15 protein-coding genes are annotated in these 14,784 nt (G+C 50.5%); 5 read left to right on the top strand and 10 right to left on the bottom strand.

What is annotated here, in order from left to right; all coding sequences use genetic code 11:
* The first annotated feature begins 236 nt into the window (after nt 1-236).
* Genes FE784_RS26685 through FE784_RS26675 form a run of 3 tightly spaced genes read left to right on the top strand, consistent with a single transcriptional unit; the run spans nt 237 to nt 3,228 of the window.
* Nucleotides 237-1,160 (top strand): dihydrodipicolinate synthase family protein, encoded by a 924-nt coding sequence (locus tag FE784_RS26685; protein WP_139605304.1) that lies wholly within the window; start codon nt 237-239, stop codon nt 1,158-1,160.
* 57 nt (nt 1,161-1,217) lie between these two features.
* Nucleotides 1,218-2,294 carry a sialidase family protein gene (locus tag FE784_RS26680; protein WP_139605303.1) on the top strand — a complete coding sequence of 359 codons (1,077 nt, stop codon included), beginning with the start codon at nt 1,218-1,220 and terminating at the stop codon, nt 2,292-2,294.
* A complete protein-coding gene (locus tag FE784_RS26675) occupies nt 2,278-3,228 on the top strand; it encodes a hypothetical protein (protein WP_139605302.1) in 951 nt (316 codons plus the stop codon). The genes FE784_RS26680 and FE784_RS26675 overlap by 17 nt, the downstream gene beginning before the upstream one ends.
* 197 nt (nt 3,229-3,425) lie before the next feature.
* On the opposite strand, the gene FE784_RS26670 is transcribed toward FE784_RS26675, so the two are convergent.
* The 4 genes from FE784_RS26670 to FE784_RS26655 form a co-directional block, all read right to left on the bottom strand.
* Nucleotides 3,426-4,259 carry a carbohydrate ABC transporter permease gene (locus FE784_RS26670; protein WP_139605301.1) on the bottom strand — a complete coding sequence of 278 codons (834 nt, stop codon included), beginning with the start codon at nt 4,257-4,259 and terminating at the stop codon, nt 3,426-3,428.
* A gap of 11 nt (nt 4,260-4,270) precedes the next feature.
* Nucleotides 4,271-5,218 carry a carbohydrate ABC transporter permease gene (locus FE784_RS26665; RefSeq protein WP_139605300.1) on the bottom strand — a complete coding sequence of 316 codons (948 nt, stop codon included), beginning with the start codon at nt 5,216-5,218 and terminating at the stop codon, nt 4,271-4,273.
* Nucleotides 5,219-5,296: 78 nt separating this feature from the next.
* Nucleotides 5,297-6,622 (bottom strand): ABC transporter substrate-binding protein, encoded by a 1,326-nt coding sequence (locus FE784_RS26660; protein WP_139605299.1) that lies wholly within the window; start codon nt 6,620-6,622, stop codon nt 5,297-5,299.
* Between the two features lie 252 nt (nt 6,623-6,874).
* Entirely contained in the window at nt 6,875-7,960 is a 1,086-nt protein-coding gene (locus tag FE784_RS26655) for a phage baseplate protein (RefSeq protein ID WP_139605298.1), read from the bottom strand.
* Between the two features lie 595 nt (nt 7,961-8,555).
* On the opposite strand from FE784_RS26655, the gene FE784_RS26650 reads away from it, so the two are divergent.
* A complete protein-coding gene (locus FE784_RS26650; RefSeq protein ID WP_139605297.1) occupies nt 8,556-9,347 on the top strand; it encodes an IclR family transcriptional regulator in 792 nt (263 codons plus the stop codon).
* A 96-nt stretch (nt 9,348-9,443) separates the two neighbouring features.
* The gene (locus FE784_RS26645) at nt 9,444-10,415 is read left to right on the top strand and encodes an N-acetylmuramoyl-L-alanine amidase family protein (protein ID WP_218103818.1); all 972 of its coding nucleotides are present in this window, start codon (nt 9,444-9,446) and stop codon (nt 10,413-10,415) included.
* A 618-nt stretch (nt 10,416-11,033) separates the two neighbouring features.
* On the opposite strand, the gene FE784_RS26640 is transcribed toward FE784_RS26645, so the two are convergent.
* From FE784_RS26640 to FE784_RS26615, 6 genes are all read right to left on the bottom strand, one after another.
* Nucleotides 11,034-11,708: a hypothetical protein gene (locus tag FE784_RS26640; protein WP_139605296.1), complete on the bottom strand. Its 675-nt coding sequence runs from the start codon at nt 11,706-11,708 to the stop codon at nt 11,034-11,036.
* 272 nt (nt 11,709-11,980) lie between these two features.
* Complete coding sequence (locus FE784_RS26635) at nt 11,981-12,658, bottom strand: hypothetical protein (RefSeq protein WP_139605295.1); 678 nt, start codon at nt 12,656-12,658, stop codon at nt 11,981-11,983.
* 137 nt (nt 12,659-12,795) lie between these two features.
* Nucleotides 12,796-13,233 (bottom strand): LytTR family DNA-binding domain-containing protein, encoded by a 438-nt coding sequence (locus tag FE784_RS26630; protein ID WP_139605294.1) that lies wholly within the window; start codon nt 13,231-13,233, stop codon nt 12,796-12,798.
* Nucleotides 13,230-13,349, bottom strand: coding sequence for a cyclic lactone autoinducer peptide (locus tag FE784_RS26625; protein ID WP_139605293.1), 120 nt, complete (start codon nt 13,347-13,349; stop codon nt 13,230-13,232). The genes FE784_RS26630 and FE784_RS26625 overlap by 4 nt, the downstream gene beginning before the upstream one ends.
* Before the next feature lie 2 nt (nt 13,350-13,351).
* Nucleotides 13,352-13,870 carry an accessory gene regulator ArgB-like protein gene (locus FE784_RS26620; RefSeq protein ID WP_139605292.1) on the bottom strand — a complete coding sequence of 173 codons (519 nt, stop codon included), beginning with the start codon at nt 13,868-13,870 and terminating at the stop codon, nt 13,352-13,354.
* Nucleotides 13,863-14,507: a hypothetical protein gene (locus tag FE784_RS26615; protein WP_139605291.1), complete on the bottom strand. Its 645-nt coding sequence runs from the start codon at nt 14,505-14,507 to the stop codon at nt 13,863-13,865. The genes FE784_RS26620 and FE784_RS26615 overlap by 8 nt, the downstream gene beginning before the upstream one ends.
* Nucleotides 14,508-14,784: the final 277 nt, after the last annotated feature.

Below are 14,784 nucleotides of genomic sequence, written 5' to 3'. Positions count from 1 at the left end.
AAGCTCGCTTCGCGCGGTATGCTTTGTGAGGGGGATCCGACCAATATTCGAACCTCATATTAGAGGATGGCTGGAAGGCGCTATATGTGGGGTATGATGGGCAAACAGTAAATGAAATATAAAATTATATTGTGTATTATGAAAGTAAATACTATAATTCGATATATAAATATGTTTTTTCTTCCTTCATTCGTGAATATGCAATCACTCATCCAAAATGAGCTTGGAGGTTTTCCATGGTACAGCTGTATTCGAACAAATTCTCGGGCGTACACGTCGCGATGAATTCCTGCTACGACGAGCAAGGGGACATCGCTCCCGAAGCGGCCAAACGGCTGACCCGCTTTCTGATCGACAAGGGTGTGAGCGGCCTGTATGTCGGAGGAGGAACCGGAGAAGGCATTCTGCAAAGCGTCGAGGAGCGGCAGATCATGCTGGAGGCGGTGCTGGAGGCGAATGCCGGACGCGTGACCGTAACGGCGCATATCGGGGCGAACACGACGAAGGAGAGCGTGCAATTGGCCCGGCATGCGGAAAAGGCGGGAGCCGACGCCGTATCCTCGATTCCGCCGTTTTACTATGCCTATACCGAGGAAGCGGTCCAAGCGTATTGGGACGCGATGATGGACAGCTGCTCGCTGCCTTTTATCATCTACTACATTCCCGCAGCGACCGGCTTTCATATGTCTCCCGCCATGCTCAAGGCCATGCTTGCGAACCAGAAGCTGCTCGGCATGAAGATGACTACGTTCAACGTATACGAGCTGCAGCAATTCAAAGCGATCGGCGGCGAGCGCTTCCTGCTGTTCAACGGCCCGGATCAGCAATATTTGGCAGGGAGAGTCATGGGGGCCAGCGCGGGTATCGGGGGAACGTACGGCGCGATGCCGGAGCTGTTCGTCCGCCTGGAGAACGAGTTCCTCGCTGGAAATATCGCCGAAGCGCAGCGGCTGCAATTCGTCATCAACGAGATCATTACGGACATTCGAGCGATCGGCTTATTCGCCGCCGTCAAAGAGCTCGTCAAGCTTCGGGGCATCGATTGCGGCAAGCCGCGCTTGCCGCTGCCGACCGCAAAGGCGTCGGACGGTCCGGCCATCCGCGATATATACGAGAAGATCATGAAGCACGTCCGGGAATGCGAGCCGAGCGTTACGTAACATTAAGGGGCTTGCCGATAACGAGGCGGTTCGAAATGATAGAAGGGGGCGACGAGCATGCAGCGGTTAAATAGGAAACATAAGCAAATATTGGTCGGCAGCGAAGGGGCGTACGAGGAGCAGCGGTACTACGCGTTTCCTTCGATGCTCGAACTTAAGCGGACGGGAACCCGCATCCTGATCGCATACAAAAACGGGGAGAAGCATTTTCGGGAAGCTGGGGCGCCGCTCGAGGTCGTCACGCTGGACGCCGTATCGAAGGACGTATCGGCGGTGCGCGTCGTGGACGCGGGACTCGACAAGGTGAACCAAAATCCGGAGCTGATGCGCATGCCGGACGGCTCGATCCATATGTATGTAGACGTTCAGCATGGCGGCTCCAAGGAACGGGCGGGGCTGCGTCTGTATCGGTCCGTCGATGAAGGAGAGACGTTTGCGGACGAAGGCGATTTTCCGGAGGTCGGCGGCTATCGGTACGGCTATTCGTTCGACGATGCGACCACTCCCGACGGATCGATGAGCATGCTTGTCATGTCATTTGCCGAGCTGACCGGAGGCGTCAGGGCGGTACACGCGATTCGAACCGCGGATTCGGGGAAATCGTGGACCTATTTGAAAAACTTGAACGCCGAATTCGAGTTCGATTTTAACGAAAGCACGCTGCTTGCCTACAAAGAAGGATTCGTCCTCATAGCGCGAGGGTACGACCGCAGGACGATGGCATTTCTTACGGATGCGCATTTCAATAAAATAGCCTCGGCCGTATTGTCCGACCGGCACGCTTCGATCGATTATGTCGGCAGACCGAAGCTGTTCGAGCGCGACGGCGATATGTATTTGCTGTGCCGCAATATTCCCGCCGGACAATCGCGCGGTACGCTCGAGCTGTACCGGTTCGATCCCGATGGTCTGAAGCTGGGGTCGAACGTGCTATTGGACACGAATGACAATGAGGCGGGCGATTCGTATTACCCGGAGCCATATTTTATCAGCGAGAACGGACGGACGATGTTTAATGTGATTACGTATGCGCCTCATGCGACCGGGGATAAGCCGGATATCGTCAGGCTGGAATACGATTGGACCGAGCTGCGAGGTCGGCTTGAGGAGAATGCGTATGTCGACGTCGGATGAACGGGCGGCTTCGTTCGGCGGGAAGGCCGCACCGCCGCTCGGGAAAGCGGGGGATGTGCTCGTCTATCGGTTCGGCGGAGAGGGCAACGATTTGTGCTTCGTGCGTCTGCCGTACGAGTACGACCCTAACGGAAAGCCTCATCCTTGGATCGTGTGCAATCACGGCAACGGATGGATAATGGACGGAACGGAGCGCACGGCAAGCTGGACCGGGAAGACGCAGTACGGCGTCGATGCGCAAAACGGTGGAGCCTATTTGCGCCGGGAGGCGCCCGGTTACCGGCGGTATTCCAACCCGACGATCGAAGCTTTTTTGCATGCCGGATACGTCGTTTGCGGCGCGCAAAATTACGGAGATCTGCTGTATGGCAACAATCATAGCCGGCTCGCTTGCGTTTCGTTCTGCGACCATATGACCGCGACGTACCGGCTGGAGCCGCAAGGCTTCATGCTCGGAGCATCCAACGGTTTTATGACGACGGTAGGCGCGGTGCGAGCGTTGGGAACCGGTCGGGTGCTCGGCGTGATCGGCCAGTACCCGCTTTGCAATCTGCGGCATGCCTATATGCACACTCATCCGGATGGCGTAAAGCGGGCATACGGCATCGGCTCCGACGATCCGGCCGAGTTCGAGTCGAAGGCCGGGTATGCCGATCCGTGCCGCGAACCGGTACCGGAGAAGGCCGGTTCGGACAACAGAATCGGGTACAACTGGCCGCCGACGCTGCTAGTCTGGTCGTCGACGGATCAGGTGCTCCCGATGGAGGAGCATGCGGTCAAGTACGCCTCGCTGCTTCGTTCTCACGGCATAGCCGTGGACGATATCCGGGTGGACGGGGATGGGGAGCCGTGTCCGCACGGCCATTACCGGCATTTCATGCCGGAAACGTTCGTGTCGTGGTGCGAGTCGATTCGTTCGAAATCAGCCGGATGATTCGTGTCATTGCGGGGGGCGCAACGTATGCCGGGGGCCGCGAATGTAGCGATATTGTTAGGGAGAGCAAGACCTTCGTGTGTGCGAAGGTCTTGTATGCGTTGTGAAGCCGCGCAGGCGTTAATGTCGGTCCAACTCGCATCCCGACTTGACACAATTCCCACGTTGTTTGCGGCGATTGCGATAGCGGGTCGAAGCTACTTGAAGGTGGAATTCGACATTGCGGCAATAATATGCTTCTGGGCGAAGACGAACACCACTACGATCGGCACGATGACCGTAACGCTGGCGGCCATCAGCAGATGGATCGATAACGCCTCGTTGCCCCCGATGGAATCGCGCATCTTGGCCAGTCCGACCGTGAGCACGCGCATCTTGTCCGAATTGGTCATGACGAGCGGCCAGAAGTACGAATTCCAACTGCCGATGAAGCTGATCACCAGCAAGGTGACAACCGTCGGCATCGCCATGGGCGTCAAAATCCTGTACAAAATTTTCATTCGGTTCGCCCCATCCATCTTCGCAGCCTCGATAACGTCGTTGTTGATGGAGCGGAACATCTGACGCAGCAGGAAAATTCCATAGGCCGAGGCAGCATGCGGAACAATAAGCGCATAGTACGTATTGAGCCATCCCAGCTTGGACAGCAGGACGTACACCGGAACGAATATTACCTGGTCCGGCACGATCAGGGCGGCCAGCACGAGCAGGAACAACGGATCTCGTCCCATGAAATTCCCCTTGGCAAAAGCATAAGCGGCCATTAACGCCACATTGATCTGCAGCACTACGATGCCGACGGTCTGAATGATCGTGTTCAGGGCATAGCGGGCGAAAGGAATCGTTTCGAACACGTTCAGGAAGTTGGACCACATGAACGTCTCCGGCCAGAACGTCGGTACGGCCAATCTCAGTTCCTCCGGGGACTTCAAGGCGGTGATCAGCATCCAATAGATCGGGAAAAACATGAAAAGGGTAACGATAGAGGCTATGAGGGTACGGGTAGATACGAGCATCATCGTACTTTTCATGACGGGACAACCTACCCTTCGTAATGGACTTTTTTGCGGGACACATACATTTGCAGGATCGTCAGCAGAACAATGATCAGGAAGAAAATAATGACAAGCGCCGAAGCTCTGCCCGTCCTGAATTCGCCGAACGCCATCTCGTAGATCCAGTACACCATGGCCTTCGTGGCATCGAGCGGTCCGCCGTTCGTCATAATGTCCACGGATTGGAACACTTGCATGGAGGAGATGAAGTTGGTGATGAACAGAAACAGCGTCGTCGGGGACAGGAGCGGCAAAGTAATGCTCCAGAATTGGTGCCACTTGGTGGCCCCATCGATGCTCGATGCTTCATAGTAATCCAGAGGCACGCTTCTGAGGCCCGCGATGAAAATAATCATCGTAAATCCGACGCCCTTCCACACCGATACGACAATCAGCGCCCATAGCGCCGTTTTCGGATTCATCAGCCAGAGGACCGGCTCGATCCCCAGCTTCTCCAGCAGCTTATTCAATACGCCGTACTGACCGTTAAATATCCATAGGAAGATCATTGCGACGATAACCATCGAAATATAGTGCGGCATGAATAGAAGGGAACGCATGAAATTGAACAGCTTGGAGGTGCGATTGAACAATAACGCGAGCAGCAGACCGAGCGAGAGCGTCAGTGTCACGTCCAGCACCGTATAAGTAAACGTAATTTTCAAAACCTTGTAGAATGTATCGCTAGTAAGCAAATACGCATAGTTGTCTAATCCGACGAGCTTCTTGATCGGCCTCGTCATATTCCAGTTCGTGAAGCTCAAATAGAAAGAATTGAGTAGCGGGTAGTATACAAAAATAAATAGAGCAAGCAAGGCGGGCAAGGCAAAGCTAAAATCCTTGAACCCCTCGATCCAACGGAAGTTCGTTCGCGTGGTTCGGGTACCCGCGGACAGCGGCCGCGGATTTCCCCGCTGTTCCTTTATCGCCTTCATGGCAACACCTCTCGTCTGCGGCAGAACGGTCAAGAAGGCTTGATCTGACGGCTGCTTGACCGAATCGCCGCTGTCCTCTTACTGATAGTCTTTTATAATATCGTTCATTTCTTTAACGGAGTTTTTCAGAAGCGGAAGCGGGTCCGCATTCTCCAGAAGCATCTTGCCGACCACTTCCAAATACTTTTTGCTGAACTCCGAATAAGCGGGATGCTGAGGCCTTCCTACTACATAATCGAAGTTGTCGAAAATCACTTTGTATTGCGGCCATTTCTCGAAATACTTCTTGCCCTCGTCCGTGTTGATGACCGATTTATGCGTCGGCAAGTAGCCCGTGCCATCCGCCCACCGGATGTTGTTTTCCTTGTTGGTCAAAAATTGTACGAACTTCCATGCGGCTTCCTTTTGCTTATCCGGCGCCTTATCCATAATGACAATGCCGGCTCCGCCGATATGCGCCTTCCGCTCCTTGTCCCCGGGAATGAACGACATGCCGACTTCGAACTTGGCGTTGTCGAGGTATGTGGCCTTTAACGTCGCGGACGAATGCTCGACCATTGCGACCTTCTGATCCAGGAACATCTGCCGCATGTTGTCGGAGGCTCCGGGCCCGTAGCCCATATGTACCGAGCCCTCCAGCGTCCACTTGCGGAAGTTCTCGATCCATCTCCAGCTCTCCGGCTGGTCGAAGCCTACCTTTTTCTTATCCGCAGTCAGAATCATACCGCCGCCGTTCGTAATCCACGGATCGAAGTACCACGTATCCCAGCCGGGAACCGAGAAGGCATAACGCGTCGTTTTACCGCCTTCCTTCACCGTCACCTTCTTGTTGAACTCCTCGATTTCCGCCCATGCTTGCGGAGGCTTGACCCCGATTTGGTCCAGCATTGTCTTGTTGTAGATAAACACGCTGGAGCTGACGATTAGAGGGAAGCCATACTGTTTGTTGTTATAGGCATAAGCCTGAAGCATCCCTTTGGAAAAATCGTTCAGGTCGATCTTATCCCGCTCGATGAAAGGGGTCAGGTTGGCGAATGTACCGCTGTCCGCGAAGTTGGGCAGGGAGGCCACCTCCACGTTGGTCACCGCGGGTACGTCATTCGCGGCTACGGCCGCCTGGAGCTTCTTGTGCAGATCGGCATAGGCGCCTTGATACACCTGTTCTACCGTAATGTACGGGTATTTCTTCTTGAATTCCTCGATCATCGTATTGACGATCGGCATTTGCTTCTCGGCATGGGAATGCCAGTATTGAATCGTGATCGGCGACGTGTCCTCTACGAGCGGCTTGGCTGCCGCCGGGGTTGAGCCAGGCTCGGAGCTCTGGGAAGACGAGCAGCCGATTAACAAGCTTGACGTTAACGCCGACACCGACAGCAGAGCCGCAACTTTTTTGAATTTCATAGTGTTAAGTACCCCTCTCGATCATTTCCGATTTAGACAGCGGGAAGAGTCTGCCAATGTTCAGCTTGCTTGTGTACTTTTCCTTATACAAAGAAAAGAGACCATGGAAGCACAAAAAGACAACAGAATGGTTCGTATGCGCGCATACGACTTCTTTGTCTCCGAGGTGATCTCATGGTCTCCGCAACCCAGAGTGATGAAGTTGTCGAACTTGAGTAAGCGTTTTACTTGCTAGACGGTTATTGCCGCCGCTTAATAAAGGACGTCTTTGTAATAAATACTGGCTTGCTTGGTAGTGTCCGTCGATGAGACATAGCTGGCAAAACCGAACGACAAACGAGCAGAGCCGGGATTGCCGGGATTCGGGATCTGGATCGCCATGCCTTCCGGTTCCCGGTAAAGCAAGGAGTATCCGGCTTTTGTAAGCTTCGGTCCCTCTACGATCGCGCCCGTATTCAAGTCAATGGTGGTAATGTGCGTATTTCCGTCAGGTGGCACCGAATTCGCTCCGGCCTTGCCATAATAGGTGCCTTCCAGCAAATAGGCGTAGCTGCCATAGGTGGTATAGCCCTGGAATGAGGTGTTGGCGCTTACCCCAGGAAGCGTGATCGTGGATCGCGCCGTATAGTTGCCCAATTTCACTTGGGCCAGGTCGAACACGCTGAGCTTATACGACTCGTCCGTGGCTTTGTAACGCTGAACAATGTAACCATGCGCCATGTCGATGCTGACCGTCGTATTGGTAGCCCCTGGTACGAGCGTGTGCTTCTGCAGCCAAGGCGTATTGGGGGTTACGACCGCACCGTCCGTAAACGGGAATCTGGCGATCTTCGTGCCTCTTGCCCCGCTTCCCGTATCCACGCCGTCGGTCTCCATCCACAGATAAGCTACCGGCTGCCCGCTCTGCCCGATGCCCGGCTCGACGCCGATGGATACTCCGTGTCCGGCTCCCAATACGTACATGTAGCTGATAATATTGCCGGACCAATCCAGCTTCGTCACGCACAGATCCCCATTGGAGCTGCGGGTCGCCGCATTGGGCGCGGAAGTTTCGCCCGGAAGCTGTAGACCTCCGCCAATCAACTGGACCGTATACGTATGCTGATTGGTATTGTCGAAGGCGAACGATTGCAAGACGGTGTGTCTTTGCAAATTTTTCTTAAGCATCGACGGGTCCGAACTATCCGACAAATTGAACTTGAGCGTTACCGGAAGATTGCCGGCTGCCGACGCCTGATGATTCGACGGCAGGATCGGGAGCAGCAGCAGGGCGATCAGAAGAACGGCGCCCATCTGGACGAACAACCGACTGCCCTTGCGTGAAATCAAGCTTTTCACTGGACTTGACACCTCCACCTAGTATTTGCATACTCTGGCTATTCTCCGGCACCCCGGGGGAAGCAGTATGAGATACTATTCCGTGCCTATGTCCCAGCCCACCTCGCTTTCTTCAAGACCTGCCATTTCTTATTATCTAAGATCCCGCTCCCAACTTGCAGGAAAGAGATGTGGCGGCGTATTGAGTATGTACCAGGTTGTTCATGTAATCGCATACAACGTGATTTACTATTAATTATGCACATTTTTGTTTGTTTAACAATAAATATTTTGCTTTTCATTAATAAAATGTGTAAATTAGCGCATGTAACGAACATTTATAAACATATATGATCGGTAATGAGTAATCATCGTCGCTATGCCGTTCGGAACAAGCGGATGGACGAATCAAGATAATAATGGAATAGCGGCAAAGTGTACTTGCGCGAATATATGATTTTGAATTACGCTCGGAAATGAACCTCTGCTCCTACTGCTGATGCTTCTCCTTAACATTTTTGGACACGCTCTACATCCGAATATGGAAATCAATCATCGAATCCGATAGAATGGAAATGTGTATTATGAAATTGGCTTTTAATTGAGGAGGATCCTCTTGAAATCGGAACAATCCACCGCGATGCTGACGCAAAGCGTAACGCGGGCACTAGGAATACTGTCATGCTTTACGAACGAGTACCCCGAGCTGAGAGTTATCGACTTTGCCAAAATGCTCAATCTGACGCAAAGCAACGTATCCCGTCTGCTTACGACGATGGTCTCGCTCGGATACGTGATCAAGGACGACTCGACCGGCTATTATCGGCTCGGCAACGAGATTATTACGCTCGGCGGCATCGCCCTGAACCATTACGAGATACGGAAGCAGGCGCTGCCCGAGCTGTACGAGGCGGAGAAGAAGACAGGCTTCGACGCCAACTTGGCCATCCTGGACAGGGGCACCCTATTTTACTTGGCTCATGTAGACAGCTACACGTCCCCCAGAATGTACACGTTCATCGGTCGTCGCAATCCGCTGCATTGCACGGCTATCGGCAAAGTTCTGCTTGCATACGGCAATGCGGACGAAGCGGAGCAGCTGCTGTCGAACGAGCCGTTGAAAGCTTATACGGAGCGGACGGTGACGGACAAGGCCGTCTTGTACGAGCAGTTTGGGCAAATCCGCAAAAAAGGCTATGCGGTGGAAGAGGAGGAGCTTGCTCTGGGCCGCGCTTGCTTGGCCGCGCCCGTCGTCGGACGGACCGGGAAGGTCGTGGCCGGCATCAGCATATCCGGCGCTTTGTCCAAGATGAACTTGGCCGAACGCGAACGGGAGCTGGCATCCGTCCTCGTCGAGATGGTGGATCGCGTATCGATGAAGATGGGGCACATTTCCGCCACCTATTAACCTTAACCCCGTAAAGGATCGGTATGGACGATGAACGATACACGGAACGATACACGGAACGATACACGGAACAATACACGGAAAACGGTTAAGACCATGAACGAATGGACATCGCGGACCAAAGCGGTCCGAGGAGCCAAAACGATTGCCATGTTGCTCGCGATATTGTTGTCGGTGTCGATTGCGACGGCGCAGCCTCCTGTCGCCGCGGCGGGGGAGAATACGAATGCCGCCCCCGTCATCTGCATCGATCCCGGGCATCAGGAGAAAGGCAATAACGCCTTGGAGCCGGTCGGGCCGGGTTCTGCGGAGAAGAAGCCGAAAGTATCGTCAGGTACACGCGGTGTAGCTACCGGCAAACCGGAGTATGTGCTGACGTTGGAAGTGTCGATGCACATCAAGGATAAGCTGGAGGCGCGGGGCTATAAAGTGGTCATGACCCGGCAGACGCACGACGTCGATATTAGCAACAAGGAGCGGGCGGAGGTCGCCGGCAACGCCGCCGCCGACTTGTTCGTGCGGATCCATGCCGACGGCGACTCGTCGTCCAAGACGCGGGGAGCGTCGGTATTATACCCGGCGGAGTCCGTCTCGGCGACTGCCGAGCAGTACGGACTGAGCAAATCGGCCGCAGAAATCGTGTTGGCGGATATGGTGGCGGCGACCGGCGTAAAATCCCGCGGAACGGCAGCCCGGAGCGATTTGTCCGGATTCAACTGGTCTACGGTGCCGAACGTGCTGATCGAAATGGGGTTCATGACGAACCCCGACGAAGACAAGCTGTTGTCGACAGACGAATATCAAGAGAGCATGGCGGAAGGCATCGCTGGCGGTGTGGATCGTTACATAACGGAAATCGTGGGCAAATCGCCATGGAACCCCGAGCCTCATTACGAAACTATAGCGCTGACCGAAAATGCCGATCTGTACGTTCACGTGAACGGCAGACTCGTCCCCGTCGGCGCGTATTTGGGACCTCAAACGGTCACGGCCCGCGAGCGGGCCGGTGATTGGTATCTGATCGACACGTGGTTGGGCGGCAACTGGATCCGATTGCCGAACAACTGATCTCGATTGGCAGTGAAACGTTTCGTAAATTCATTGCTATGACCGCCAACGGCTTCGATCGTGTAGTCTACCATCCGGGATTTCCTTGAAGGGAACACCGTGTGATTAGAGACACGCCAGTGGCCGGAGTGAGCAGTCAGCAGTCAGGCATCGCAGACCGAGCGCCAGGGCGAACAGGGCGACCAGCGACGAGTCCGGTTGGGATTTACCTGCAAATATGCATCTTGTTTGGCCTCAACTCGACTTATTGACTCGTTTACCTGCAAATGTGCAGGCAGATCACACCATAACCCGCTAAAAACGGCTATTTCCGGGAATCTACCTGCACTATTGCAGGTTAGCTGCAGGGGCGCCTGTTCCGCGACCCCCCATCTGCCGCCTGGGGCGGTGATCGGTTCCAGCCGTTCCCGCCCAATCGGGTTCTCCCGTAGGGGCTTGATCGGGTGAGGATACGCCTCTGCAGTCGTTCCGGCCGGGCGATCTTCAGCGTCGCGTCCGCGTGACGACTCTTCGTAAAGGGAACGGCTTTCTGAAACGTTGTACTAGTGAAACGAATAAACCCCCGACTTTGTCCGAGATCGGACAGGTCGGGGGTTGTTTAACGTAGTAGATGTTTACTTATGCATCAATGTTATATTTCTTGTTCCTGCGCCAGAAGGCGGCTTCGTGTTCTTTCTTGAGCGTCCAATATTGCAGGAGGGCGAAGGAGATGGTCATGGAAAAAAGGACAATCAGCGGTTTGTGGGCTCCGAAGTACAGCATGTTATTGCTAGCTAAAGCCACATAACCTAGAATTGTCAATTGCAAAAGCTTTCGATTGACGCCTTGGAAAATCGTGCTTTTTCCATATTGCACAAAAGAATATCCAATTCGAAGTTTTTGAATACTCCAAGTCAAGATAAACACAAGAATTCCGGCGATAAACTGAATGAGATAGGTAATAGGTGTTCCGGGATAGCTTTCGACCCCTATATAATCTATACCTAGGTAGATGATCGAGGTTACTAACAAATAAGCCAAATAACCATTTACAACAATTAATCCCGCGTAAAAGACCGGGATCTTGAAGAGCAGCCAGAAAAACAAGAACACGACGATCGGTTGGATGAGAGTAGCGAACAGTGTTAGTTCAAGTACTATAAATAACATGAAGGAAAACAACGATAACAAAAAGGAGGCAAACAGCAGCTGGCCGATATGATCCCGAATTTCCAATCTAAAGAGAGCGAAAGTCAGCAAAATCAGGGCGAACCATTCGAGCATTGAAAAAAATAGAAAAATGATAACATCCATGTTTGTTTCTCCGTATATCGTGCAGTGGAATTGTACATTTGCTCTTATTACTATACGTAAGGTAAGCTTGGCATTCATTTATTTACCATGATTATAAGTTAGTTATGAAAGGGATGTCGGCGGGGGATATCTGCAAAAAAATGTTCGAAAAAACAGAATTTCGCGGAATCAATAAGTGACAAGGCGAAAATTTGGTTCGGATAATGGGGGACAGACGTCGATTGCTGTAAACGAGCAAGCCCGACTCTATCCGGTCGGTAGAGTCGGGGCACTTAAGAGTCCATACTATATTTCTTGTTTCGTTTCAAGAAGGCGGCCTCATGCTCTTTCTTGAGCGTCCAATACTGCATCAAGCCGAAGGCTACGATCATGGAAATGAGTACGATTAACGTTTTATTGGCTCCATAATATAATATGTTAAAGCTGGAAAGAGCGATATATCCTATGATGGTCAATATAAGAAGTTTTAAGTTAGTTCCCGATATGTTCTTGATTTCATGACCGTGCTGAACAAATGAAAATCCTAACCGATATTTGACTACCGCTCGGGCCAGGAACAACACGATTAGGCCTGCTATGCTTTGAGTAGCGAAGCTTGTTGGGGTAGAAGGAATAGATACAAACCCAAATTGCTTAATGAAATAAAAAATTACAGACGTTACGAGACAGTACGCTAAGTATCCGTTAACAACCACGAGTCCTGCATAAAAAATAGGAATTTTGAATAAAAGCCAAAAAAATAAAAAGACAACAATTGGCTGAATGAGGGTTGCGAATATTTTTAAATCGAAAACATTGAATACCATGTAGGAAAACAAAGCCAATAAAAATGAGGAAAATACAAGTTGACCCACGTAGTAACGAATCTCGAATCTGTAAAGGGCAAAAGCAAGCATAATAAGGGCAAACCATTCCCACATGGAAATAATAAGGAAAATCAAAACATTCATGGAACTTCTCCGTTATCCTGAAGTAACAACAAAAATCTTTTTATTAATCATACTACACGTAAACCAAATTGGCAGCAAAATTTCTTGTGAACTTGATCGCTCTCCTATGCAATAAATGGTACTGCTTATGTATTATATTAAAATTCGTTCGGCGATTGTTCCGTCCGCCTACTCATTTCCTTTTTCACTTTCATTTTCTCTCTGTTCGATATTGTAGCAAATTTGCTTTTTTTTGTAATTTCACGATCAAAAAAAACGAGCGCACGCTCTTCGTCGAAATGAGTAACTTTATTCATGTTCACTAAGTTGTTTCGGTCCAACCTGTGAAAGCCGTGATGCTGTAAATGAGGCTCTAATGTCGAGATAGTCCATACTAACGGATAGTAAACTTCTTCACGTGTATGAAAAGTAACGCTTCGATCATTGACTTCTATTTTCACTATTTCTTGCAAATCAAGCATAACGATATGTTCAAAGTTATCCGGATCGAGGGTAACTGGGTATTTCACGATACAGTCAACTCCAAAAGGGGGTAAGGCTGTCAGAATGTTCTGACAGCCATTTCTAAAAATCATTTTTTTAACTCTTCGGGAATTTCCGGTCGATGAGCGGATGGGGACGCAGTTTGAACAAAGTAACGAGCGATACCGGTCAAAAACGTCGACACCAATTTAGCGGCAGTGCGTGTCATGTTCACACCTCCTTAAACCCGAATAGTGAGACTCCCTGGATTGCAAAGACTAGCGCCATAACTTCTGAACCAATATAGAGATTGCTTGCAACAAAAATGACGGATGCAGTTTTCAAAAGCGGATAAAATTTTTCCGGCATTCTATTGTAACCTCGCATATTGGAGGGCGCTAGCATAGCCACAAGAATTAGACCAACTACAGTCAAGATTAAAGTCCAGTTTTCCGAGACGGGTACGAGCGGAGGGATTACGGCAATAACAATCATGGTAAGCATGCACACCATAGATGATTTGAAATGATAACCGCCGGAAGCCATGCGCAATATTACGAAAGAACTAATGGAAAGTGCAGTTTCAGCAAGGTTTCCCGTCATGGCTCCAATAAGTAGAGAAATAATAGTCGGTATAAAAAAGTTAAATAGAATGATCAGGGCAAACTTCATCAAAGGTACACTGGCCGTATGCTCTTCATTGGCGTTTTTAATGGAAATGGCGATTTTTTCCGACCATGCTTCAATCATCGTCTGAATACTCCTTCCTGAATACCCAGTATTGTAAAATCCCTAGCGTTCCAGTCGTGAGCAAAACTAGTACCACAGTATAGTCGCCGAGGTATAAGTAATTGAATCCTGAAATGGCTATATAGCCGATTATTGTAAATAAAAGAAGCCGTAGATTTATCCCTGTCAGCTTTACATTTGCCCGTTCGCCATGCGGAACGAATGTAAATCCGACTCTATACTTGTGGATTAACCATGCTATAAATAATGCTGCAAATGCTGAAATCAATTGAGCAATATACATGGGCGGTGTGCCAGGCAATAACATAATTCCAAAGAGGCGGTAAATTGAATAAACAATCATATTAATGAGCAAGTAACCCAGATACCCGTTTATCGCCATTAATCCGGCATAAAATACTGCAACTCTGAATATTTGCCAAAAAAACAAGAAAACGATCGGAGGTTGAAGAAATGTCGCAAGCTCGGACAATTTAAGTACTTCAAACAGTCTGTAGGAGAGCAGGGATAGAAGGAACGCGGAAAAAATAATTTGCCCCCGGTACCATCGGATTTGGAATTTGAATATGGTGAAAGACAAAATAACGAGCGCAAGCCACTCCAAAGTGGAAATAAGTAGAAAGATTAATACATTCATAATAAATCCCCAATCGACAACATACTCTGAAATTGCTTTCATTATACTATATGCCGATGGAACTATGAAGTGAAATATAAACAGGCAAATTATAACAGTTTGATAGCGAAAAATCAGAGGAAATATGATATAATATGTGTTTTTATGGAAGCTTTGTAGATGATGGGAAAGAGATTTGCCGGTTCGGGCAATATTGGTTGTCCGATCTCGTCAAACTTCGGGAAAATGCGCGATATGGGAAAGGACTCGAACAAGCGCGGATGTGATCGATATTCGT

This window comes from Paenibacillus hemerocallicola (assembly GCF_006265175.1).
GTDB lineage: Bacteria > Bacillota > Bacilli > Paenibacillales > NBRC-103111 > Paenibacillus_AB > Paenibacillus_AB hemerocallicola.
The sequence above is the reverse complement of the archived record's forward strand: the minus strand, read 5'-3'. Positions and strand labels throughout refer to the sequence as shown.